The 23,893-nt window shown below is 66.1% G+C and carries 21 protein-coding genes and 2 pseudogenes; 14 read left to right on the top strand and 9 right to left on the bottom strand.

The genetic code is table 11. The features are described from left to right. Positions 1-247 precede the first annotated feature (247 nt). Genes HD596_RS01765 through HD596_RS01775 form a run of 3 tightly spaced genes read left to right on the top strand, consistent with a single transcriptional unit; the run spans position 248 to position 2,304 of the window. Positions 248-1,510 carry a hypothetical protein gene (locus HD596_RS01765; protein WP_185067563.1) on the top strand — a complete coding sequence of 421 codons (1,263 nt, stop codon included), beginning with the start codon at positions 248-250 and terminating at the stop codon, positions 1,508-1,510. Continuing rightward, positions 1,503-1,739 carry a hypothetical protein gene (locus HD596_RS01770; RefSeq protein WP_185067564.1) on the top strand — a complete coding sequence of 79 codons (237 nt, stop codon included), beginning with the start codon at positions 1,503-1,505 and terminating at the stop codon, positions 1,737-1,739. Before HD596_RS01765 ends, HD596_RS01770 begins: the two co-directional genes overlap by 8 nt. 25 nt (positions 1,740-1,764) lie before the next feature. Next, entirely contained in the window at positions 1,765-2,304 is a 540-nt protein-coding gene (locus HD596_RS01775) for an RHS repeat-associated core domain-containing protein (protein WP_185067565.1), read from the top strand. 398 nt (positions 2,305-2,702) lie between these two features. On the opposite strand, the pseudogene HD596_RS65505 reads toward HD596_RS01775, so the two are convergent. The 3 genes and pseudogenes from HD596_RS65505 to HD596_RS01785 form a co-directional block, all read right to left on the bottom strand. Beyond that, positions 2,703-2,948: pseudogene (locus HD596_RS65505) on the bottom strand (CHAT domain-containing protein); the annotation flags it as partial. After that, on the bottom strand, positions 2,854-4,095 hold the full coding sequence (locus tag HD596_RS01780) for a lipase/acyltransferase domain-containing protein (RefSeq protein ID WP_185067566.1): 1,242 nt from the start codon (positions 4,093-4,095) through the stop codon (positions 2,854-2,856). The pseudogene HD596_RS65505 and the gene HD596_RS01780, both read right to left, overlap by 95 nt. Before the next feature lie 224 nt (positions 4,096-4,319). Beyond that, complete coding sequence (locus HD596_RS01785; protein ID WP_185067567.1) at positions 4,320-4,463, bottom strand: hypothetical protein; 144 nt, start codon at positions 4,461-4,463, stop codon at positions 4,320-4,322. A gap of 592 nt (positions 4,464-5,055) precedes the next feature. On the opposite strand from HD596_RS01785, the gene HD596_RS01790 reads away from it, so the two are divergent. Next, the gene (locus HD596_RS01790; RefSeq protein ID WP_185067568.1) at positions 5,056-5,682 is read left to right on the top strand and encodes a ClpP family protease; all 627 of its coding nucleotides are present in this window, start codon (positions 5,056-5,058) and stop codon (positions 5,680-5,682) included. After that, positions 5,679-6,269: a ClpP family protease gene (locus HD596_RS01795; protein WP_185067569.1), complete on the top strand. Its 591-nt coding sequence runs from the start codon at positions 5,679-5,681 to the stop codon at positions 6,267-6,269. The genes HD596_RS01790 and HD596_RS01795 overlap by 4 nt, the downstream gene beginning before the upstream one ends. 25 nt (positions 6,270-6,294) lie before the next feature. Here the strand turns inward: HD596_RS01795 and HD596_RS01800 are convergent, their stop codons facing one another. Continuing rightward, entirely contained in the window at positions 6,295-6,669 is a 375-nt protein-coding gene (locus HD596_RS01800) for a helix-turn-helix domain-containing protein (RefSeq protein ID WP_185067570.1), read from the bottom strand. Between the two features lie 265 nt (positions 6,670-6,934). Here HD596_RS01800 and HD596_RS01805 point away from each other — a divergent pair, with 265 nt between their 5' ends. From HD596_RS01805 to HD596_RS01815, 3 genes are all read left to right on the top strand, one after another. Beyond that, the gene (locus tag HD596_RS01805; protein WP_185067571.1) at positions 6,935-7,144 is read left to right on the top strand and encodes a hypothetical protein; all 210 of its coding nucleotides are present in this window, start codon (positions 6,935-6,937) and stop codon (positions 7,142-7,144) included. A 347-nt stretch (positions 7,145-7,491) separates the two neighbouring features. Then, a complete protein-coding gene (locus tag HD596_RS01810; protein ID WP_185067572.1) occupies positions 7,492-7,650 on the top strand; it encodes a hypothetical protein in 159 nt (52 codons plus the stop codon). Between the two features lie 195 nt (positions 7,651-7,845). Next, the gene (locus tag HD596_RS01815; protein ID WP_185067573.1) at positions 7,846-8,124 is read left to right on the top strand and encodes a hypothetical protein; all 279 of its coding nucleotides are present in this window, start codon (positions 7,846-7,848) and stop codon (positions 8,122-8,124) included. Positions 8,125-8,468: 344 nt separating this feature from the next. Here the strand turns inward: HD596_RS01815 and HD596_RS01820 are convergent, their stop codons facing one another. Beyond that, complete coding sequence (locus tag HD596_RS01820) at positions 8,469-9,005, bottom strand: hypothetical protein (RefSeq protein WP_185067574.1); 537 nt, start codon at positions 9,003-9,005, stop codon at positions 8,469-8,471. Positions 9,006-9,125: 120 nt separating this feature from the next. Further along, positions 9,126-10,103 (bottom strand): bacteriocin fulvocin C-related protein, encoded by a 978-nt coding sequence (locus tag HD596_RS01825; protein WP_185067575.1) that lies wholly within the window; start codon positions 10,101-10,103, stop codon positions 9,126-9,128. A 572-nt stretch (positions 10,104-10,675) separates the two neighbouring features. Here HD596_RS01825 and HD596_RS64580 point away from each other — a divergent pair. Together HD596_RS64580 and HD596_RS01835 are read left to right on the top strand one after the other, a co-directional pair. Further along, complete coding sequence (locus HD596_RS64580; protein ID WP_185067576.1) at positions 10,676-14,572, top strand: DUF5005 domain-containing protein; 3,897 nt, start codon at positions 10,676-10,678, stop codon at positions 14,570-14,572. A 57-nt stretch (positions 14,573-14,629) separates the two neighbouring features. Then, positions 14,630-15,067: a hypothetical protein gene (locus tag HD596_RS01835; protein ID WP_185067577.1), complete on the top strand. Its 438-nt coding sequence runs from the start codon at positions 14,630-14,632 to the stop codon at positions 15,065-15,067. A gap of 418 nt (positions 15,068-15,485) precedes the next feature. Here HD596_RS01835 and HD596_RS01840 read toward each other — a convergent pair whose 3' ends face one another. Both HD596_RS01840 and HD596_RS64585 read right to left on the bottom strand, forming a co-directional pair. After that, complete coding sequence (locus tag HD596_RS01840; protein ID WP_221519134.1) at positions 15,486-15,797, bottom strand: hypothetical protein; 312 nt, start codon at positions 15,795-15,797, stop codon at positions 15,486-15,488. A gap of 85 nt (positions 15,798-15,882) precedes the next feature. Then, the gene (locus HD596_RS64585) at positions 15,883-19,269 is read right to left on the bottom strand and encodes a GDSL-type esterase/lipase family protein (protein WP_185067579.1); all 3,387 of its coding nucleotides are present in this window, start codon (positions 19,267-19,269) and stop codon (positions 15,883-15,885) included. Positions 19,270-19,393: 124 nt separating this feature from the next. Here HD596_RS64585 and HD596_RS01850 point away from each other — a divergent pair, with 124 nt between their 5' ends. Then, complete coding sequence (locus tag HD596_RS01850) at positions 19,394-19,684, top strand: hypothetical protein (protein WP_185067580.1); 291 nt, start codon at positions 19,394-19,396, stop codon at positions 19,682-19,684. A 392-nt stretch (positions 19,685-20,076) separates the two neighbouring features. Next, a complete protein-coding gene (locus tag HD596_RS01855) occupies positions 20,077-21,312 on the top strand; it encodes a PKD domain-containing protein (RefSeq protein ID WP_246555587.1) in 1,236 nt (411 codons plus the stop codon). Between the two features lie 97 nt (positions 21,313-21,409). On the opposite strand, the pseudogene HD596_RS01860 reads toward HD596_RS01855, so the two are convergent. Next, positions 21,410-22,039: pseudogene (locus HD596_RS01860) on the bottom strand (transposase family protein). Between the two features lie 723 nt (positions 22,040-22,762). Here HD596_RS01860 and HD596_RS61190 point away from each other — a divergent pair. Both HD596_RS61190 and HD596_RS01870 read left to right on the top strand, forming a co-directional pair. Further along, positions 22,763-23,053: a helix-turn-helix domain-containing protein gene (locus HD596_RS61190; protein WP_313042333.1), complete on the top strand. Its 291-nt coding sequence runs from the start codon at positions 22,763-22,765 to the stop codon at positions 23,051-23,053. Positions 23,054-23,084: 31 nt separating this feature from the next. Further along, the gene (locus HD596_RS01870) at positions 23,085-23,795 is read left to right on the top strand and encodes a replication initiator (protein WP_376775814.1); all 711 of its coding nucleotides are present in this window, start codon (positions 23,085-23,087) and stop codon (positions 23,793-23,795) included. Positions 23,796-23,893 lie beyond the last annotated feature (98 nt).

Here is a 23,893-nt window from a genome sequence, read left to right on the forward strand (position 1 = left end):
CCGGGCGATTCGGTTGCTGCCCCGGATACTGCACAGTCCAATGGCTCCTACCTTGAACCGCCGAGTTAGGTCGACGCGCCCGAAGGAGTACCTATGACCCGGGAACAAGTGGAACAGGCCCAGCCGCACAACGTTTCGCCGACGAACTGACCGCCCAGCGCCAGGCCATCAGCAGGGGCTGCACCGGCGTCGTGGACGAACTTCGGGCGTTGTCAGCCCGTACGCCAGCCGACAGCCCAGGCTAGCCATGGGCCAGTTGGAGGGCATGGTCCCCGATGGCGTCCGCGCGTTGAAAGACGCATTGCACCAGGCCGAAGTCTCGCTGGACGTCATCGGCGAAGAGTTGTGGAACATCCTGCGCGGGGCCTGGCTGCCGACTGCCTCAGCCGACACCATCCGCCAGACAGCCGCGTGGGCCGGCGGACAGGGCCCCGAGATCAACAGGCGACTGGTGCTCCTGGAGCGCATGGAACTGGCCAGGCCGGAACTGTTCGGCGCGGGCAAGCCACCGATCTCCGTCGACGAGGCCATGCTCGCTCCCGGTGCGCCCCTGCCCACGGCAGGCAACGTATGGGACCGCATCGGCCAGCAACTCCAGGACATCTTCGACCCGAACCTGGTCTCTTCCAACCCGATGGCCGAGCAGGCCAAAGGAGCCGTGGAAAGCGTCGCCGGACTCGGCCAACTGGTCATCGACTACTCCCCCACCCGCGCAGCCACCGACTTCATGGGCTGGCAACGCAGCGTCAACGACCTGACTCAGTCCCTGATGGCCGCCATCCAGAATCCAGCCGAATTCGGCAAGGCACTACTGGACTGGGACACCTGGGCCTCCAACCCCGACCGAGCCTTCGGCCGCCTCATCCCCGACATCCTCGCCGCCATCGCCTCCACAGGCGCCAGCAGCACCGCCTCAGCCGGCACCCGCGTTGTAGGAACACTAGGCAAAGCAGCTAAGAGCACGCTCCGCCGCAAACCGCCCACCTCTACCTCCCTGATGCCCGGCAGGCTTGCCGACGACGTCGGAAAGGGACCCACGCGCTCCGACGGCATCGGCGCGGAACCGCCATCCGCAGATACAGGCGGGACCGGCTCAGCACCTCACCCCGGAACCCGCTACGGACCGCTGAACCCTGGCCCACTCGCCGACAAACCGGATCTCATGACTACATTCAGAAGCAGCAGCTATTGGACGGTCACGACCACCAAACCGGTCACCCTCTACCGAGTCTACGGTGGCACCTCCAAGGAACTGGGAGCATACTGGAGCGCGGTCAAGCCCTCCGGCCCCGTCCAATCCATCCTCGACAGCGCCCTGTTCACAAAGTGGGGGAACACAGCAACGAAATGGGTGGAGATCCGAGCACCTCCTGGCATCACCTACTACGAGGGCATCGCTGCCGAACAGGGCGGCCTAGCCGGCGGCGGCAGTCAAGTACTCATCACACAAAAGGTAGATCCGAGCTGGATCGTGAACCGTGGCGAGTTCCCCATGAGGCAACATGACTGAACACTACGACGAGATCCATGGATTCCGTAGCCCTGGAGAGTTCGCCCGCTTCCAGGAATGGCTCAGCGCCGCAATCAAGAACGGGGACTTCGAAGAGATTCCCGTGGAGTCGCGGTACGGCAACATAGAGAACTTCGAAGAGAGATGGTTCCGTGATTTCACTGGCGTGGTGTGGCGCCTTGTCTCGCCAGAGCCGCCGTTCATGGGCGTCTTCCTGATCGTTGATTAGAAGACACCTTGATCTGCCCGGCGGCATGGAGTTGAAGCGGACCAGCACGGCCACCTCCGCAACCCGCTACTACACCCACGGCGACGCCACCGTCGCCATGCGCACCAGCAGCGGCGGAGTCTACTTCCTCGCTCCCGACCACCAAGGCACCGGCCAGATCTCCATCAACGGCAACACCCAAGCCATCGCCCAACGCCGCACCCTGCCCTTCGGCGGCCTGCGCGACAGCAGCGGCATCTGGCAAGGAGACCACGGCTTCCTCGGCGTCGGCATCAACGACAGCACCGGCCTGACCCACATCGGCTACGCCTACTCCAGCAACAACCCCGTCACCTGGAGCGACCCCACCGGGCTCCTGCCCCAGATGGCCTGTGCATCTACTTGCGAAACCGGCGACTCCTACTACAAGCCCGTCCCTGGACGACACCAAACCGGAACCATCGGCGGAAGCAGCCGTCGTGCCGCCTCCACCACCTCAGGCCCCCGGGGGCTTCTGGGACCGCGTTGTCGGCTTCGTAATGGGCTTCTCGGAAGCCACCGCACCAATGATGACCGAACCCTGTGAGGGTCAGTCTCTGGGCAACTGCTTGGAGAGCACAGGGATCTGGGTCTGGGGGCTCTGCGCCGGAAGCAATCCCCCGAGTCCACGTTGACCTGCCATGTCGGCGCATGTCCACCGCGTACACCCGAAAGCCAGTCAACAGCCCCGGCAGGACCCACCGGGAACTTTGCCACGTTCCGGTCTGAGCCGAGATCAGCACCAGCGGCGGCCATTGTGCGCAAGGAGGCCTGGCCCTCGCGCGATGGCACCCTGGCCGGGCACTTCCTGGGTCGCAACACATTCACCCCTGCACCAGGTGATCGGCGCGTTCGACTTGCGGCCGCGCGGTTCACCTGGAGCATCGGCTCGCACCGTTTCAAGGCGGCCGGCTCGGTGTAGCGCTTTCGGCCGGCGAAGTCGTCCGAGAGTGGCCACAGGCAGGCCACCACGTCGGCGAATCCCGCGAGGTGGGACGCGGCGCCGATATGCAGGGCCTCATCGGGCAGCCGGTCCCCGGCTTGGCCCGTGCCGCAGGCCGACAGATACGCGAACTCGGCCCCCCGCAGCAGCCGGCTACCGGCAGCGGGTACGCGGTCGGCCCAGGACGGTGACCAGGCGGTCGAGCAGGGCGGGGTCGTTGGGCAGCGCGCCGTGCTCCACGCCGGGATTGTCCGTCAGGCTGAAGTGATGGCAGCGCATGGCCCGCCAGGCCAGGATGGCGTTGTTGGTGATGTCCTCCTGGTTACCGTCGCCGTCGCGCCGCAGGAAGCCACCGGGGTCGGGGATCTGGCCGGTGGACAGGTTCGCCAGCCGGGCCCCGACGACCGTGGGCAGGCCGGAACCCTTCTCCCCGTAGACGTCCACGTCAGGGAACGACCTCGGATCGGCGAACCGGACGAAGCCGATGTAGTACGCGGCGATCTTCCCGGCCGTCGGCAGCCCCGCGTCGGCGAACAGGCGCGGATAGTCGCGAGGCGTGTAGGAGCGGCCCGTCGAGGAGTCACGGATGACGACCTCACGGTCGCCGAAGACCGCCGGGTCGGCGGCGCTCATGTAGGTCGAGGGGGCGCTCTGGTACATCCGCGCGCTGCTCCGCGCGTTCTGCCTGGTCGTGGGGTAGCCGAAGTCCTGGATGTTCTGCCCGGTGAACATCACGGAGTACATCAGACCCTGCCCCGGCATGTTGCCCGCTATCGGGGTGAAGCCGTGGATGTAGCGGTCTCGCCACGCCTGGCTGGTGTGGGTGAGCAGGTATTGGGCATACAGCGGCCCGTTGGAGTGGCCGACCAGGTGCACCGGCCGCTCGCCGTTGTCGCGGTAGGTGTCCTCGATGAGCCGGCGGGTGCGCTCGAAGAAACCGCCCATGTCGGGGGTGAGCCGGGCGTCGTACCCGGCGACCCGGATGTCCCGGTCGCGGACGTACCCGGCGGTCTCCAGCCTGCGGTAGAGAGCCTCGTAGTACGGTGCGCTGTCCGTGCGGCCGTAGTCCATGATCTCGACGGTGACGCCCGGTTGCTCGGCGAAGCGCCGCGGCATCGGCAGCGACGGATCGTCGCGGTAGCGCAGGGTGAGCAACCGGTCTCGGCAGACCTGGCTGAACCTGCTCGGCTGGTCGTTGCGGAACCAGTCCTGGAAGGTGCCAGAGCGCGGGCAGCCCGGCGCCGTGGTCTGGTCGCGTACGGTCGCCTGGAGCTTGGTGAAATGGAACGCGGGGAACAGCACGACCGGGGGTTTCTCCCGCGCCGGAGACCCGGACGGGCCGGGCTGGCCCGCGGTCAGCCCCAGCGGGACCAGCGCGGCCAGCGCACCGTGCATCCAGCGACCGTCAAACATGGCCATCCCTCTCAGCCACTCAATGTTCCAAGCGGTCGTTACCCACGATCACGTTCTGTGATACCTGCTGGTCGGAGGGGCGGCCAGGACCGCTCGATCGGCCCAGTTGGGCTTCGGCCGGACGACCTGACGCCGCAGCACAGCCAGCTCATGCCGGAGCACCATGATTTCCATGTCTTTGGACGCTTGACCACGTCCCAGGAGCATCAGGCGCCGGGCCCGCTGCCGGGCACCACGATGAGGTCGGCCAGCTCGGGTGCCCCGTCGTTCTCGACCTCGACCTCGACCGTCGTCCCGTTGGACAGGTGCACCGTGCCCGGCCCGTGCGGGCGCGACCATCGACTCCTCACCGGAACGGGGAGACGTACGGAGGGCATTCGCCGAGCTGACGGCTACGCCGCCGGAGGCGTGATCTCCACCGCCGACGACCTCAGCGCCTTTCACCGGGAGCGCTGGACACGTACGAATTGCTGACGAAGGAGGAACTAGAGGAGCTCAACGCCTGCCGGCCGCCCATGGATCCCCGCTACCCACCCTCGAGGTGTGCGAGAGCCAGAGTGAGTACAAGGCCGTCAAGAGCAGCTCGCCCGGCTTCACACCCCCACCTTCGGCTCGCGGGACGGGCGGGTCCAACTCGTCATGTCCCTCACCCTGGCCAGCGCCCACCGCGATCCCGCCATCGACCCGCTCGCCTCCAGGACGGGGGACGCCATCCTCTGCCCCGAGTAGTGACTGGCGACACTCGATCCGCTGTCCATGCCGAGCGAATGCTCAGGTGCCCATCCGGAAACCGGCTCCTGACCAGATGCGCCCTGAAGCCGACCCGAGTGCCCTGCGGAACGTGACCACATGCCCCTGCTCAGCAGGTCACGCTGCTCAGAGCAGATCTGCCGCAGGCGGATCGTGTCGACGCCGATGCGAATCGCCTCACATGATGGACGCATGAGCGAAGAATCGAAACTTCCGTTGTTCAACCAGCGGATGAGACGAGAGCTTTACGAGCAGCGTGTTCTCGTTCTCGACGGCCCTCTCGACGACGACAACGGGACACTGCTGGCCACGCAACTGATAGCACTCGCCACCCAGGACGCGTCGACCGATATCGCATTGTGGATTCACTCCCCGGGCGGCTCGGTCCCCTCGATGCTGGCGATTCGCGACATCATTCGCCTCATTCCCTGTGACGTATCGACCCTCGTGCTGGGCATCGCTTACAGCGCCGGGCAATTCCTGCTGTCGTCGGGGGCCCGAGGCAAGCGCCGCGCCCTGCCGCACGCACGCGTCCTGATGCACCAGGGCTCGGCGGGAATCGGTGGCACCGCGGTCGACATCGAACTGCAGGCCGGCGACCTCCGGCATACTCGTGACACGGTGCTCGGTCTTATCGCCGAGGACACGGGCCAGTCCGTCGAGCGCATATTCGAGGATTCTCTGCACGATCGTTGGTACACAGCGCAAGAGGCGCTCGACTACGGTTTCATAGATGCGATCGTGCAGACCTTCGACGAAGTCGCGCCACACAATCGCCCGCGGCCCGGATTCGGCGTCACCGAAGGAGTCGGCAAGTGACCACATATACGATACCGAACGTCATCGCGCAGAATCCTCGAGGCGAGCGGATCATGGATGTCTACTCGCATCTGCTCACCGAGCGAATCGTTTATCTGGGCACCGCGATCGACGCGGGCGTCGCCAACGCGCTCATCGCGCAGCTGATTTTTCTGGAGTCGGACAACCCCGATGCCGAAATACAGTTCTATATCAACTGCGAAGGTGGTGATCCGAGTGCGATGCTCGCGATATACGACACCATGCGCCATATCCGCCCGCGGGTTTCGACAACCTGCGTCGGACAAGCCGTCGCGGTCGGAGCCGTCCTTCTCGCCGCGGGTGCCGAGGGAAAACGTGCCGCTCTCCCCCACGCACGCGTGATCCTGCACCAACCAGCCGCTCAGGGGCGCGGAACGATCCCCGACCTCATCTTGCAGGCCGACGAGGTTGTACGAGTCCGGGCAGACATCGAGCGCATCCTGTCACGGCACACCGGCCAGACGATCGAGACCCTACGCGCCGACACCGATCACGATCGCGTGTTCACCGCGGCCGCGGCCTTGGAGTACGGGCTCCTCGATCAGATCATCGAGGAGCACTCATAGGCCCACGAACAACCCCGGCAAGCCGCTAAGCGGCCAGAGCATACGCCGCCGAGCAGACAGCACCCCTCGACCCGCTGGTCTGGGCAGACCGCAAACTCTCTGCGACAGCAAGAGTCAGATCGACCAGGGTCACATCCAGCGCGCCGGCGACCGCGGCGATCATTTCACTCGACGGCTCTTTGACGCCTCGTTCCATCTCGGAGAGATATTGCGGCGAGACTCCGGCGCGACCCGCCGTCTCACTCAACTTCTCGCCCCGCTGTTGACGAAGGTCCCTCAGACATTCACCGAGCACCTGCCGCCACAGCGGCTCGCGAGCCGGAGAGGGCTTGAGGGCGGTCCGATCGATCGCTGGACGTAGCGGCGAGATGGAAGATGGCTGCGGGATGGAGGAGGCCATACTCCACACCATAGATAGACAGCGCTGTCGAGTTCCGCTGGCTTCGCGCAGAGCGGAACCAGTCCCGGCCTCCTCCATTCGGCCTCAGGCACACCTGCGCGCTCACCACGGGGTCACCGCGGCGGCGAGCGCTCGGGTGACGTTGGTGAACAGCCACACGAGCAGAGCGCGCACCGTACTCGGCGCAGCGAGATCAGGCGGGTCGCGTGTGCAGGTCAGCAGGCGATGCGGCTGTGTGGATGCGGAGACGGGACGTCAGCGAGGTATGACGTGTCCGCGTCTGCCGGTGGACGACGATCACGGCAGCTGGTATTTCGCGGTCCAGGTACGCGGCCTGGACGAGCAGCGGCAGGGCGGTTACACCGACTCCGAGGAAGCGCACGCGGCAGGCCGAGCCCTGGCCGTTGCCGACCGCGACGGTGCAGGGGCCGGATGCACCCTCGGACAGTGGCTGGCACGCTGGCCGGCCAGCTAGGACGCCCTGCGTCCGTCGACCCGGCAAGGCTACGCCACACACATCCGTCTCTACCTCATCCCGCAGTTGGGACGGATCCTGCTCCACCAGCTCACCTCCCGCGACGTCAACGGACTGCTCGCGACGCTCGCGTCCCGCCCCTCGCCAACCGGTCGCCGACTGTCGCCCGCTGCCGCGGTGCGGATCCACGCCACCTTGCGGACCGCGCTGAACGCGGCGGTGCGCGCCCGGCTGATCCCCATCAACCCGGCCAACGGCGCCGAACTCCCCCACCCCCGACGACCGCATCCAGTCGTCTGGACCGCCGGACGGACCGCGCCTGGCAGCAAACAGCAGAACGTCCGGCGGTGGCGGTCTGGACCGAACAACAACTCGCGGCCTTCCTGACCGGCATCGCGCAGGACCGCCTATACGCCGCCTGGCGGCAGCCGCGCTACGCGGACTGCGCCGCGGTGAGCTGGCCGGGCTACGCTGGACGGACGTCGACCTGCAGGCCGCGGAGCTGACGGTGACGCAGCAGCGAGTGCGCACGCCGACGGCCAGGTCGTGACCGGGCCGCCGAAAAGCGCCGCCGACTGCCGGGTGGTGGCCCTGGACGCGAAGACCGTGCGGGCGCTGAGACGGCACCGAGAGCGGCAAGAGGAGCTGAGCGCGAGGGCGGGGACACGCTGGCGCTGGCCGCGCACACCGACCTGAAGGTGGTGCAGGCGATGCTGGGGCATGCCAGCATTGTGCTGACCGCCGATACGTATGTCTCGGTCCTGCCGGAGGTGGCCCACAAAGCTGCCCAAGAGACGGCGGGGCCGGTGCTGAGAGCGGCGTGCAAGCTCAGGCGGTCGCATGGAGGTCGGGACCTCCTCAAGGGCTTCGCCACCGGTGCCGGCATCGTGCTCGCCGTCCCGTTCGGGTGGGCGATCGTCGTGGGCTTCATCCTCGGAATCGTCGGCACGCTGCTCGGCATGGACCTGAACACCCCCTAACTGGACAAGTTCCTCGAGGCTACTTCGAGCCGGTGTACTACGGCCTGCCGGGCCTCGCGGTCGTGGTCGGGGGCGGCGGCACCGCACCTGGCTGACCGCCATCCAACTGCCCTCTTACGCCCCGAACTCGACCCCGTCGAAGGAGTCCGAGCCCACCTGAAGCGCTCCCCAGGCAACTTCGCCAAGAAACCCCTGAATGAACTCGCCCGCCTGATCAAGAGCGGCTGAAGAAGATTCAGTACCGGCCTCAGCTGATCAACGGCTTCATCGCCAAGACCGACCTCGACACCCCCCGTACTTCCGGCTTTGAAGCTCTCTAGCCCGTTCGGGAAGCGTCTCCCACGCTACTTCGTGGATCCGGGCTCGGGCTTGCCGTGCGAGGCATCAGCCCCCGCGCGCATTCGCCTCGCGTGAGCAAGTCCGATAACGGCGATCAACGCCAGCAGCGCGGCCTCGCCGAGAGTGTGCAGGACATACCGGGCCGGATTGTTGTCCACTATTTGCCAGGCATGGATGGCGGAGTAGACGAGCTGCACCCCTCCGGCAATAAGCAGCCAGCGGATTCTCGACATGGCCGCCACGGTGAAGTACGCCGCCCACGCCGGCCAGATCCAGCCGGCGGGGGACCAGGATACGAGGTGGAAGGCGAATATGGCGGCCACCGACAGCAGGAGGACGGGAACCGGCCAACGCCGCCGCACGAATAACAACGCGCCAAGAAAGAGGGCCAGCGCGATGACGTGCGGCCATGGTGAACGGATTCCCGTAGCGAGGGCTACGGCGACGAAGAGGACGACAGTGAGGCACGCCAGCCCCAGGTCATCGAGTGCGCCGGCGGAACGCGTGAGGAATGAGGGGCGCGCTGCTGGCGTGATGGACACATGCTCTCCTGGAATGTGGGGCCGGTGACGGCCCGGATGCACGGTGAACGTTTCACAGACATCATGCTCGGGAACGTGGCCGGGCGCCAACGCTCTTGGCAGGCCCGGCCACGTCGCTGGTCAATAGCAGAGCCACCCGGCCGTGGTGTGCTCGCAACACATTCCATTGCAGGGGGCGTCCCAGAACCACCCGCACCCGGTGGTCCTGCTGCAGCTGTAGGCACCCGATCGGCAGTCCGCACTACCGCAGAAATCCTCGGTCACGTTACAGGTACAGGTCGAAGCCACCGCCGCCGACGGGGTGACTTCGGACGGGCCGAGTTGTGCCAGCAGGTTGCCCGCCTCCTGCTTTCCAAGAACGGCGATGGCCTCTTCTCCCAGTGCCTTTTTCTTGTGCGCGAAGTCGACGGTGGACTCGTCCGCGAGGGCGTTTCTTTCCGTCAGGAGGCCCTCGGCCGTCGTGAGGATGCGGTCCAGCTCCGGAGTCGGCTTCGCATGCGTGGCGCGATATTGGTCGAGCTGCGCCAGCCAGAGCTGCCGTCGAGTCGCGGGGGACAGGGCCTGATAGATCGCCCTGCGGTGAGCCATGTCATGAGTGATGAATTCGTTGTACGTCTGGGGAAGCTTGTCGATGTTCGCCTGCACCCACTTCTCGGCCGCAGACGGTCCTGGATCGGCCATCGCCGGGGTCGCCCGCGCGGCGAGCACCGCGGCCGCGACTCCCAGCCCGGCGAGCCCGAGGAAGCGGCGCCTGCCCGGCGTACTCTGCTCGGGAGTGCCGCCCTGATACTTCATCGCGCCCAGCGCCGCCAGGAGCCGCCGGGTTCCTCCTAAACCGAGCAGCAGGGGGAGCCTGATTCCCATCGCGGCGCCCGTCCAGGCTCTTACCTCGTCATCCCTGATGCGAAGGAGGGTCGGCGCGTGTGGTGCGGGCCCTCCGAACGCGCGCTCGCGCAACTCGACGACGTCACACCGCGTCAGGGGCACGATCTCCAGGTTGTTGCTGCCGGACCTCTTGACCTCGCCGGCGATCTGCCTGCACCTGCCGCAGGAAGCATCGAAGGCCAGCATCCACCGCGAAATGCTCTGCTTTTCCATAAAGGCCTTACCTCTCATGGCCGTGTGACCGTCGAAAACTCATCCGTGCATTGCACGCGATTCTCTGGTTAATATCAGGACCGGTCATTACGGAGCAAGGGCAGATCATGGCGGGCATCCGCCATTGACGGTCGCGGAAAGTGCGTGATAATGGCTTGGTCGGGCGGGCGACTCCGCCGATCCACACGCCCTGATTACGCAGATTAAAGCGCTGAATCCCTGGCCGCCTGAAGGGGAAACGCGGATTTCCGCATGGCACCATTGTCTGTGAGATCCCGATCGGTCATTATCGAGATCGGTAACCGATAAGGCCGTGATTAAAGACAAGAGGACCCCGGCGCTTCCGGGTGTCCGGTCGCGTCATCATCAATTCGCGGGACTGTCCGTGCATCGGGCCGGTCCCCGAAATCGGGCGATTCTCCGTCCCGCCCGACTTCGGCTCGGTTCACAGCCCTTCAGCACGCCGTCCGCCACCCGGCCCGGACCTTACGACGAGTGAGTCTCAGCAGCCGCGGTCATGTCTCCCGAGCGCATGACCACTCTCGCGATCACCCCTATGGAGATGACCTGTCGTGCGCAAAAGCCATGCCCTCACAGCGGCGCTCGCCGCGCTGCTCATCGTGTTACCCGGAACCACGCCCGTCTCCTACGCCCAGACGCTGTCGGCGGAGGCCTCCGCCGGTGCGGAGCAGACCGACGGCGAGAGTCTCCACCTGGCCGACCTCGCCATCGACGTCGGCCAGGACGGGCGCACCGTGACCGTCAAGGTCACCGCGCTCGTGCCGGTGCCCGCCGCATCGCTGCTGGTCAGCGTGGTCAAGGACGACCAGGCCACCGAGCTGGGCGCGCCTGGGCTGGGCAACCTCGCCAAGGGAACCTCCGCCGAGAGGAAGGTGGAGCTGGCCTCGCGGGTGCGGGGAGACCTGGGAATCGTGGCGGTCCTGTCCAGCCGCGGGCAGGCCGCGGACTCGGCCTACCTGGCCGTACGAGGCGGCGACTACGGCGTCGTCACGGCCGCCGGGCTCCAGGCGCTGCCCGAGGCGGAGCTGCTGCGCGCGCGGGAGCTGGGCCGCCTGACGGAGGAGGAGTACCGCGCCAAGGCACTCCCGCTCCACACCGCCCCCGGCTTCGACCCCGACGCGATCAAGGTCGAGCCGCTCGCCCCGGCCAACAGATCGGCCGCTGCGGCGGCAGGCGTCACGATCTCCGGAAGGATCACCTATCGCGACCTGTGGTATGTCCAACGCGGTGTGCGCAACGCCCTGCTGGAACTCGTTCAAACGGACGGCCCGCAGACGTTCGAGCTGGGCAGGACGACAGACAGCGGCGACTTCACCGGCACCATCGGAGAATTCCCGGCCGGCCAGTACGTTCTCAAGGTCAGCACCGACAACCAGGTGGGCACCATCGACTGGGGCACCCTGAGGCCCTACTACATCAACTCTGGTACTCACACATGGTCTCCGGGCAACGCCTACTCCGGCGTCAATATCGACATCACCGCCAACGACGACACCAGGCGCGCCTTCGCCCTGCTGGACGCCCTTCGCACGGTCGGGCTCTACTACCAGAAGATCCGCCGCTCCACCTGGCACGACCAGCTCCGGGTGCGTTATCCGGCCAGCGGGTCTCAGTCGTACAACGGGCTCATCGAGATGGCCGGCAGCTCGGTCGTGTGCTCCACCAACCCGACGGTGTACTGCGAGGAGGACGCCTTCGACTGGACCGTGCTCGCGCACGAGTCGGGGCATGTGGTCGCCGCGGAGGGCGGGTTCGCCAGCAGCCCTGGAGGGGACCACGACATCTGCGATCATGCCTGGGTCGGCGGCAGGTCCAAGCAGGACGCCAACGCTCTGGCCTTCAGCGAGGGCTGGGCCACGTTCTACGGGCTGCGTGCGCTTCAGGACGAGGGAGTGCCGGCGGGCATCCCGAACTACACCCCGACGATCTACATTGACGCCCCGCTCGTCCCGCCCAACAGCGCCGGTGACCTGTTCTACTACGACATTGAGACCGCGTCTGCGGCACCTCCCGGCGCCGGCGCGCGAGTCTGCTCCCCCGAGGGCGAGGACAGCGAGATGGAGGTGCAGCGAGTCCTGTGGGACTTGTACGACTCCCAAGTCGACAGCAACTCCGGCGAGAACGCCGTCTGGGGTTCGATGACCGATGTGCTCAACGTGATGGTCTCCGCGACTCCGTCCTCGCTCTCGGCCGCCTACCAAGGGCTCAGTTCCGGCCGAAGCTGGGCGCAACGCAAGGAGGGCCAGAAGGTCCTGTCCGCGCACGGCATCGCCCCTGAGCTGACCGTCGCGAAGAACTTCCCGCCGACGATCAGCTGGAACAACGCTCCCGGCGGCCCGCCCGCCCACCGCAACAACAACTTCGAGGTCCAGTACGTAGACGGGTCATCGGGCACGGTCATCAAGAGCGTCGCGGTGGGCGGGGCGTTGTCGTACCAGCCGCTGCCGAGCGACTGGAACGCGATCGTCAGCGGCCGGTCGAGCCTGGCAGTCCAGGTCGCGGCCCGGCAGACGAGTTCGCCCACGACTGGCCCGTACCTCAGCGCGGCGGCCGTGCTCCCGGTCACCCCCATCAACGTCACGTCGGCGACGAGCTGGGACAACCTCTGGCAGAACTACGGCGACAAGAGCGGTGACTGGAACGGGGGCGACGGCGCGCAGTCCACGAGGCTGCCCGACGGCAGCACCGCCTGGTTCTTCAACGACTCCTTCTGGGGCGAGATCGGGGCCGACGGCATGCGGCCGCTGTTCCTCAACAGCAAGCCCCGCAACATGGCCGTCGTGCAGCAGGGCACCGGCAGTACGCTGAAGAGTTTCGGCGGGCCCGTCGACCCCTACCTGAACCCCAGGAACCACCCCGGCACCCTGGTAGCCAGTCCCCCGCCCTTCGACAACCAGGCGCGCTACCACATCTTCGGCGGCGACGGGATCATGTCCGGCAACACCCTGTACAAGTTCTACGTCGTCATGGACGGTCAATCCCCGTCCGGGAACGCCGGCTTCCCCGACTGGCCGGTCGGGAGCGCGCTGGCCACCTTCACCTGGGATGGCAGCAAGCTGAGCCACTCCGCCGCCCAGATACTGGGCGTGCCGTGGACGAACGTCCAGTGGGGCATCGCCGTGCTCGACGAGGGCGGCTACACCTACATCTACGGCGACGAGGACATCGCCTCCCCGCCCACAAAGTACCTGCACCTGGCCAGGGTCCCGCAGGGCGCTATCACCGACTGGAGCAAGTGGGAGTACTACACGGGAACCAGCTGGTCAAACCAGGCATCGGCCTCGGCCCGGATGATGGCCGGCGTGTCGAACGGGTTCTCGGTCGCCAAGATCAACGGCAAGTTCGTGCTGCTGACCACGGACACCTCAGCCGGCGCCACGACCTGGTCAGCGGTGGCGTACTACGCCGACCAGCCGTGGGAGTTCTCCTCCACGACGCCGAAGAACGTACTGTTCGCCCCTCAGCTCCCCTTCGGCCGGGTCCAGTACGAGTACCGCATCCACCCGCAGTTCTCCAACGGCAGCCGGGTGCTCGTCGGATACACCCCTAACACGCTCAGGATCGACAACGCGTGCATGGGTGAGAACGACTACGACGCCCGCGTCTATCGTCCGCGCTTCCTGAACGTGGTGCTGCCGGGCCTGTCCGGCTCCTCGGGGGCCCTGCCCACCACGGGAGCCCCGGCCCCGACCGCCTACCCGAACACGCCACCCGTGCCGCCGTCCCAGATGACCTGGCACACCGTAGACGACTCCTACGGCACGAGCAAGTGCGGCAGCACCCCGGCTTCGGCGCCCTCGCCTGCACTGACGGCCACGCCCACACCCGACACGGGGGTGGCGCTCCAATGGACGATGAGTCCCGTGGGCATGTGGATCTACAACGTCCAATACCACGACGACACCGCCGACCCGAACTGGAACAACCCGCCCGCCAGTGACCCCAACTGCAAGACGGCCGCTTCCCAGGGCGGGTGGTGCACGATGCCCTACCCCATCAGCGGCACACGCTCCTTCACGATGGAGCACCTGGTGGCCTACCACAACTACCGTTTCCGGGTCTCGGCCGGACCCTGGCGATCAGGCGGGAGCACCTGGTCGAACACGGCCACGGCGACCCCCGTCATCCCACCCCCGACCACCGCGCCGACCAACGTGAAGGCGACGGCTGGCCGCGGCAGCGTGACGATCACCTGGACCGACAACACCCCCGACGTCTGGTTCAGGGTCGTACGCAAGGAAGGCTCGACCGTGCTGAAGACCGAGTCCTTCCCCGCCAAGACCATGACCTGGTATACCTCGGTCGACGGTGACCCCGAACACCCACGCCAATACGAGTTCTGGGTCGTGGAGAACAACCTGGGCGGCGACGGCCCTGCATCGGCGCACGTCACGGCCACACCACTGCCCTGCGGACTGTGGGTCGGAATAGCTTGCGACCAGCCATGACGCCTGGGTCCGCGCCCCTTTCCGGGCGCGGACCGCCGCCTGTCTCTGGAGCTGACCATGACCACCGCCCCGCCCTCACCTCTCACCGCCCTGCTGATCGCCGGCGCGGTCGCGCTGCTGGCCGCTTGCTCGGCCCAGGTGCAGTGCGGGCCGTGCGGGGGGAGCGGCGTACAACTCCTGATGGAGGGGGCGGTCGCGGTGCAGGGGCGCACGTACGAGGTGTGCGACCGGCGCGGGGCCTGCGAGAAGGGCGAGCTGCCTGTCATGCGCGCCACGCCGGCCCCGGCCTCACCCGTCCCCGTCGTGTTCGTCCCGCTGCCAGGAGGTGCCACCGACCATTCGCGCCAGACGATCGACGCCATGATCCGCGACGGCGCCGGCCGGATCGTGGGACGCGGGCGGGCGACTTTCCCCGAATATCGGCCGCTCGAACAAACAGAACCATGCCACTGCTATGAGGCCCGTACCGATCTGTCCATAAAACAAAGCGCCTGAACTCGAACTGACTAAGCGCATAACGGACGAGCCCGCCAACCTGGCGGGGCACCTACTTAGGACATAAGCCGCAATCAACTCAGATCAAACGCCTACACAGACAGTGGCGTTCAAGATCGGCACACCTGCCAATGCTGCAGGTCACCATGCGGATCGAGTATTCGAGCCCCACAGGGGCTAACACAGAAGATCACCCGAGACGCGTTCGACGCTGTCGTCGGCGATGATGAGCAGTTACGGAAGCTTGTCAGGCTGCCGGCGTTGCAGGCCGAGTAGTTCCAGCGGATGGAATCGGGACCAGAGCTTGAGGGCGTGGTTCTGCAGACCTCGCGGGCGGTCGCCGGCACCTGCCTGGGGTTCTTGTCACACCCGGCCGTCCGCGACCTCAAGTTGGAGCCGCACGGAGCGCAAGTGTGGATCAGCGGGCGGGCAGCGTCCATTTCCCGCCTTTGCAGGCGGGCGGGCCGAAGACGAAGCGGCGTCCACTGGCCGTCTCGGCCACGATCACGTCCTCGGCTCCGTTACGCAGGCAGCCTCCCGACACGACTGGAATCTGGACTGATTCCCCGGGAGGGAGTTGCCGGTCGTAAATCGTGTCACCGAGCCATTTCACCGTCACGGTTTCACCGGTGCGGTTCTCGACGTCCACCCACCGGCTGACGCGTGGTTGGCAGGCGGTGAGGGCGAGAATCAATGCCGGGAGCAACGCCAGCCAGATAATCCTTTTCACGAAACCCCTTGGCCGCTGGACTATTTGTAGTCAGGAAAGCATGTGCCGGCGCCCGGCGCCACCGTACGCCGGCACATGCATGTCATCACGGCGATGTGGTGCAGTAGCAGTTCTCGGCGTCAGGACGCGGCAGATTCATCGCCGGCTTGGGAAGCTGGTTGCGCGGCTCCGCCGCCTTGCGCGCCTCCTCCTTGAATGCCTTCAGTTGGGCGTCGGTCAGCGGTGCCGGAGCGATGTAGCGCACCCTCTTGGCCGCCGATGGCGGTGCTTCCATCGTGCCGTTGGCGGGGATGACGCGGTAGCTGTGGTTCTCCGCTCCGGTGAAGAGATACCCTGCGGTGAAGCCGGGGTTGTGTCCTGCGTCGTCGGGTGTGATCGGCACGGGGATGCGGTTCCAGGTCGGGCTGGCCGCAGTGTGATCCATGCCCTCCAGCCAGTAGCCGGTGGCGGTGATGGAGTCCTGCCAGGTCAGGTTGGCTTCGTAGTGGTTGCTCGTCCAAGCGTCAATCATGCTGACCGCCGGTGGTGCGCCGTAGCCCGGGCGGGCGCCGAGGCTGGACCCGGGCATGCCGGCGCCGTACTGGTTGACGGCAGCGACGGCGATGTTGTAGGTACGGCCATTGGCCAGCCCGGTGTAGGTGGCGGAGGTGCCGGTCACGTCCTTGTTGGGCAGCCAGACGCCATCCGACCCCACGCCGTAGAGCTGGTATCCGCTCGCGCCGGTGCTGGCGGTCCAGGTGATGGTGACCTTCTGGTCGCCTGGGGTCAGCTTGACGTTGGTCGGTGCCGGCGGGGTCAGCGGATTCGGCTCGGCGGCGGCGACGTCGGTCGGCGCGGTCTCCGTCGTCCCGCGGGCCGCGGAGATCTTGAATTCGTAGCGGTGGCCCTTGGTGACCCACCTGGTGATCCAGTGGTCGCCCCCGATCGCGAGTGGCAGTTTCTCGAAGGCCTGGCCCGTCGTCGCGTCCCTGCTGTGGATGTAGTAGCCACTCGCGCCGAACACGCGGGCCCAGCGGATGGTAATGCCCTCGGGGGTCGGGGTGGCGGTCACCCACGCGGGGGTGCTGACAGTGATGTCCGGGACGCTGCTCGGAACGGAGCCGAACGTGGCGCCCAGTGAGAACCGGGAGGCGAAGGCGTCCGCGAACGCCTTCGCGAACTTGTACTCGCCCACACCGTTGGGGTGCAGCCCGTCGTAGGCGTCAGTGGCCGGGTTGAAGCCGGTGTTGACGTCCACGACGTAGATTGGCGAGCTGGACGTGGACAGCGAGGCCGCGGCGGCCGGCAGTTTGGCCTTGTAGTCCTTGATGGCCGGGTTGAGCCACTCGTAGCCCGCGAGCTCGGTGCGGTTGATGACGTTGGAGACAAGAATCTTGAGGTCCGACTTGCCCGCGCGGGCCTGGGCGATGAAGTCCTTGAAGTAGCCGATGGTCGAGTCCGCTCCGCCCCAGAAAGCGATGTCGTTGAAGCCGAGCGCGACGACCAGGTAGTCGGGCTTGGCCGCGGCCACGTCGGCCTTGATCTTGCCCATGGCGTCGGCGTACGTCCAGCCCCACATGGCATCATGATCACTGTCGAAGTTCCCGTCGCGGTAGGGGCCGTTGGACGGGCCGGGATAGAACTCCTGCGGCGGCTGTGCGCGCCCCTCGATCTGTGCGATCGCCCGCTGGTCGGAGTACTTGTCATACGTGCCGCGCCGAGGTCCGACGAAGTCGACCTGGACGCCCTTGGAAGCGAAGTGGTTGGCCAGGCGGTACCGCCAGGTGTAGTCGCCCTCACTACCGTGTGTGATGGAGTCCCCGACGACCATGATCTTGACGCCGGTCTCGGAGTTGAGCGACACGTTCCAGGTCACGTTGTACGCCGAGTCGACGGCGTCGCCGGAGTCTGGCACCAGGTCGGCGCGCAGCACCATGAGGACTCCGACCTCGCCTGGCTTGAGCGTGCTGGACATGTCACCGTTCGCGTCCGGCAGTGCCCAGCGCAGCGGGTTCATCGAGACGGTGCCACCGGTGTAGGGGAACACCACGAGTAGTGAGTGCAGGTTGGTCGTCTCCCACGTGGTGGATCCCGTAGCCCGCACCCGTACGCGTCCTTGCCCACTGGCCGGCGGGTAGATCTCCACGTAGTGGGTGCCGCCGGGGCCCATGTTCACGACACCGCTCTGGGAGGCGTTCCAGGCGGGCGCGGCATGCTGGCTTCTGGGTCGGCCGGGACTGCCGACGAGCCCGGTACGCCATACGTTCTTGGCGTCGGTGTCCCCGTAGCCGGTGGAGGCGCCGATGAAGTCCGACAACGCCTGTACGGGCGCCTCCAGCCGGTAGTTGGCGACCATGTAGCCGCGCAGCTCGTTGGCTATGCCGTGCCCATAGCCAGCCGTGACCTGCCCGATCGCCTCCAGCGGCAGCTTGTCGTCCATCATCTCCCACGTGCGTAGGACGAACTGGCTGTTCATCCGCTCGGTGAGGTAGGTCGCGAGGGGGGCTAGCCCGTACTGCCGGGAACCGCCCATGCCGTCATGTGTGTTGATCGCGCGGTTCGGCTCCGACAGGTAAATCCTGATTGCCCTGGCGTATGCGGCTGAACCTGGAGCAGTCGCACCGGTACGCAGGTAGACCTCATGCGTGGCCCATTCAGCCGTCGCCTCCATCCACCAGTTCAGCGAGGACAGATTCATGCCGAGATGGAGATTCGGCAGGTAGTGGTACTGGAACGCGTGGAACAGCTCATGCCGCGGCAGATAGGTGTACCAGGGTTCGTTGCCGATGTCGGCCGGGTCCGAGGGCAGGAAGATGACCGGACCGCCATCAACCACGTCACCGAACGGGAAAGTCAGTCCGGGATTGTTGTTGACATCGAAGCCGACGTAGACCTCGATGTGGTCGCCCGTGAGACCGTAGCCCATGGCTTTGTACTGCTGAGCAGCCACCGTCAGCGAGGCGACCATCTTGTCGATTCCGTCCGGCACTCCGTTCGCAGGCAGGAGGTCCTCCGCTTTGATGCCGTCGATCGGCAGACCGGTCTCCGGATCTTTTTTCAGCCCGTCGATCTGGTAATAGACCTCGAACGGGATGCCCGCCGCCGTGAAGGTGCGCAAGCAGTAGAACCAGACCAGGAACGCGTAGTGCGGCATGGCGCAGTCGGTCCAGCCCGCGGCCTGGGCCTCCGCCTGGCCGTCCGGCCCCGGCTGTGACTCCAGGCTCTCGACCCACTTCCGGGTCTCCGGGGACGCCTCGTCCAGCATCGACAGCGCGTGGGCGACGGACAGGCCGGTGGAGTGCGGCAACTCCCCCGTGGAGCGCAGCTGCTCAGGCAGCCGATCCGGCTCGATGACCTGCTGCAGCGAGTAACGGATGTACTCGTCGACGGAGATCTCCTTGCGAGCCCAGCTCCGCGTGACCTTGTCCTCGGGGCCGAAGTCGGGGCGCTGCTTGGAGAGCTTCTTGTGCAGCTCGCTCTCCGGTTGTTCCACGGGTTCGTACGGCTGCTCGGCCGGTGCCGCGGGAGCCTGTGACGGCGGCGGAGCGGGAGTCGGCGTCGTTTTCGCGGAAGCGGGGGTGACGGACAACGCGAGCACTGAGACGAGGACGGCAAGAATGACCGGCCAAGGGGATAAGCGCCTGGGCATGCGACCACCAACTGTGATGAACGGGGTGTTACTCGGAAAGGGCGGCGAAACACGCGAACGAGAAAAGGGAGCCCGGCGATCCAAGAAAAGCAGCCATGATGCCTGTGCGCGCGACAAGATGGCCCGGTCGCACGTGACCGAGGCTTTCAGAAGAATCGGGGTTGAATTTTCCGGCGAATCGGAGGGGCTGGTGAAGAGGGCTCAGGCTCCGGTCATCCGCATTCTGAGGGATACGACAATGCGCGATCGCCAGATGTGATCTTCGCTGATGGAACCCCATCCGGCAAGAGATGATCTAAAAATTCGTGTTTCCTGATCGGCGCAGGAAAGGGCACAACAGCGCCGTTGGGTCAAGCCTTTGACGCCGATGTGGCGGTGATCCGCCACCGGGCTGCATCCACGTTTCCAAAGGCCGAAACGGTGGCATCACCGAGCGGGGCGCGCTGCGCGCTCCACCATGCGGCCGGGTCCTTTCGAGAAGCTTGCCATTGCATGACGACGGCTGGATTCCTACGATCCAGCCAGCATCCGCAAGAAAGGACCGCTCTTTTGTCTGCAAGAATCAGCAGGCCTGCTGCCGGCCTTATCGTCACACTCGTATTTCTGAGCGGAATGGTATCGCCGAGTAATGCCGCAGGGTGGCGCGTTGTGATGTCTTACCATTGCACCGGCGACCTCGCCGGATCCGGGGTCGACCTCGAGGTCAGCATGGGCACGGTCGAACCGGAACACTATGTCAACGGAACGCTGACCGCGGACTGGTTATTGACGTACAAAGGCGCGACCCGGCTGGCTGTGGGAGGATATTATCCGGCCGGCAGTCGGCTCGCCGTCAGTGCCGACGTTCATCTCAGCGGCGCCTGGAACGGCATCCTCGGCGGTGAGGGCAGCAAGCAGCAGGGGCAACTGCAGCCGTACAGCTATCTGGCCCTGCCCAGCGCTGTCTCTAGTTCGGCTCTCCTGAGCAGGACCGGTTACCTCACGCTGGAGAGCGGCACCATGGAACTGGCGTTCATCACCCCCTTCGGGGAGCCCGGCGCGACCTCAACCTGCCAGAAAGTCAGCCAGGGCACGATCGGGCTGACCATCGGAACCGGCACCAACAGGCCGCCCGTCGCGAGCTTCACCCACGCCTGCGATGACACGACCATAAGCTGTACCTTCAACGCCTCCGGCTCCTCCGACCCCGACGGCAGCGTCGCCTCCTACGCCTGGGACTTCGGTGACGGCGCCACGGGTACGGGGGCGCGGCCGTCCCACACGTACGCGAGCCCCGGCGACTACCGGGTGCGGCTCACCGTGACCGACAACAAGGGCGCAGCTTCCTCCGATACCCAGGACGTGACCGTCAGCGGCAACGGCGGCGAGGATCCCCCTGTCGCCGACTTCCAGGTGAGCTGCGACCAGGTCTTGCGCAACTGCGCCTTCGACGCCTCATCCTCAGCTGATCCCGATGGCACCATCACCTCCTATAGGTGGGATTTCGGTGATGGCGGCACGGCCGACGGCGTCACGGCGTCACGAATCTATGCCGCCGCCGGCACCTATCTCGTCTCGCTGATCGTGGAGGACGACGACCACTTCACCGCGACGGCCACCAAACAGATCGCCCTCGTTGGGAGCGGCGCCAACCAGCCACCCACCGCCCGTTTCGAATGGATGTGCCTCCCCGTCCCCGGCTGCAAGTTCGACGCGAACCCGTCCACCGACCCCGATGGCACGATTGTCAGCTACACCTGGGAATTCGGGAACGGCGCCAGCTCGGTCGACCGGGTCGCCTACTACAAATATCCGGTGCCGGGCACGTACACCGTGAAGCTCACGGTGATCGACGACAAGGGCGCTCGAGCGGTGACCACCCAGGAAGTGACCATGCCTGCCGGCTGAGGACCACGACGTGCCGAGCGCGGCATGGGACGGCAGACGTCGCCCCTCCGCGCTCGACCGCCTAGAGCGCCGAAGATCGCTTGCCGGTAAGTTCTTTTCATCCGGCTTCGCGCAGCTGTAGCACCAGGATGGCTTTCACGAGTTGACCTGACAGAAGAGGGCAGCAGCGAAGTTTGTGCAGGATGCTCCAGGTCTTCAGCTGAGCGTTGGCGCGTTCGCCCGGTGCGCGGGCATTGGTGACCATTGAGGCGGGCCGCTTTGAGGTCGTGTACCGAGCCGGGCAATGAGCCGGAGGTCCACAGCGGTGTGCCATCGGGAGCAGCCAGGACCTGGATGTTCATGCCGTGTTTCTTGTGCTTGGCCGAGTAGTAGGGGCGGTCGGCTGCCACCCGGCGATGGGGATGAGCGTGCCGTCCAGCACCAGGTAGGGATAGCCGGCACGGCGGGCCGCGCGTAAGACCGTGTCCAAGCGGGGCGCGCGAGTGGCGAGCAGGGCGATGGCCTCGCGGAGGTAGCCTCAGGCGGTGGCCACTCCGACGCCGAAGCCGGCCGCAACTTCGGTGAGCGTTTCGTCCTTGCGCAGGTGCACGAGCACGAGGAGGGCCTGCTGACCTGGGTTGAGGCGCCGCCATGGGGAGCGGATCTTCTCGCGGTGCCGGCGGATCAGGTCGGACAGGTAGGACACCGTCCGAGATGACAATGGCAGCGCAGCACGGTAGAACAGCAACTCGAAGCCTCTGGTGGACAGGTTGATCTTGGTCGACGACCCTTCCACCAGGGGCTTCTTTATATGTCGATCAACGTGTCGCCGCCGGCGAGTCCCCAACCTGCAGTTTCAGGTTGGAAAACCCTCAGTGAGCAGTGTCGCACGAAATGAACACCCCTACGTCTTGGGTAGATTCGCTGTATCGGCATTCACTCATTCCTGGGGTGGGCGAGGGCGCCCAGATACAGCTTCGGCCGGCGGAGTCCTTCCTAGAGTCACGGACGTGGCCACGCCCAGACCTGCCAGCCGGAAAAACTACCACGTGCCTCCCGCGCTCGCCAGGGCGGGTGCGAGATGCTTTCTTCTGCGTTGCCGACTTTCGCCGAGGAGGGAAAGAAGTCCGAGCGCGCCACGGGCTCGTACCTTGCTTGCAGCCGGATCGCCATGACAGGAGGCGATCCAGGCGCTCACTGCGCCGCCGGACCGGAGTACGGCCGAAGGCGGGCTTGACAACGGTTAACTGCAGAACTGAAACTGCAGAGCTGGACGCCACCCAAGAGGCCGATAATCACTATTCGCGATCAACGAATTGTGTTTTGTCGCGGAAACTTTCTCTTGTCCTTCTCTATTCTTTGGCCGAGAATGGTGATCGCTGGTCAAGATCGCGGATGGTGCTCATGCCTTTTCTGCTATCGATACGAACCAGTCGGTGACCACTATCCGAATGCGGGGGCGATGGAACCGGTGTTCATTCGCGAGGCCGAAGGGCGGCTGCTGCTGCTCCTGGCCAAGGGCATGTCCGACCGCGCCATCGCCCGCTGCCTCGGCGTCAGCCTGCGCACCGTGGAACGCAGGGTCGCCGAACTGCATACCAGGCTGGGAGCGAAGAGCCGCTTCCAGCTCGCCGTCCTCGCTCTGCTGGCCGGCCTGATCGAGCCGGGCGCGCTCGGTCAATCCCACCTCCTGGCGCAGGACGGGTGGCTCTGCGGTAATTGCGTCCAGTCGAACGAGCGCGACGCGGAGAGTCGACGGTAGCCGACTGGGTGCGGTTCCCTCGGCCGATTCGGTGATCCAGGCGACGGTGCGGACCGTCGCCCTGGACACCGACACCGCCCAGGTGCTGCGCACCCACCTGCGCCTGCCGAAAACTCCATCCGTGCAGTTCAAGCGGCATGTGGTTCGTAGAGGGGCCGCCGAGCCGGTCTCGTCGGCGTATGTTCAGGTCGGTGATTCGCTCTGGATTCGTGATCGAACAGCACCGAGTTTGATGGAGGCCATGGAACCCGGACCGGTTCATGGCGATCCGTGGCACCCTGCCTCGGGCGGAGATCAAGCAGATCGCGGCGGCGACGTACCACCAGATGTGGTGGCCATCCGTCGACACGTGAAGTATGAGAGCGATCATCTGCCTGTCTGGGACGAAGGCGCAGGCTATCTCGACCCCGACGCAGATGAGGTCCTGTCCACCTGGGATGAGGCCCTCGACGACAAGACCCAGCGGGAGCACGCGGCCCGCTTCGTCGATGCCCTGCGCCACGAGCCGTGCTCGCCTGCCTGCCCGAACTGGCTCCGTTACGGCGTGCAGCCCAAGGGCGCCAAAGCCGGAATGGCTCCTGGCCGGTGCCGCTCCAAGGCCCATAAGCCGGAACACCTCGGCTATGCCGGACGCCGTGTCCTCGTCTCCCGCAAGTGGTCGAACAAGACCCTCGCCGAGCACAAGCAGGACCGCCGTACCTGGGTTCTGGAACCCCTCGGCCGGGGCCGACCAGCCGACTGACCCGCACCGCTACGTCTGGAGACCCATTCCTACCGGAGACGCGAACGTGCCCCACTCGCCTAAGGCTGCCGCGATCGATCCACGAGCGCCAGCGATGG

The organism is Nonomuraea jabiensis, assembly GCF_014204795.1.
Taxonomy (GTDB): Bacteria; Actinomycetota; Actinomycetes; order Streptosporangiales; family Streptosporangiaceae; genus Nonomuraea; species Nonomuraea jabiensis.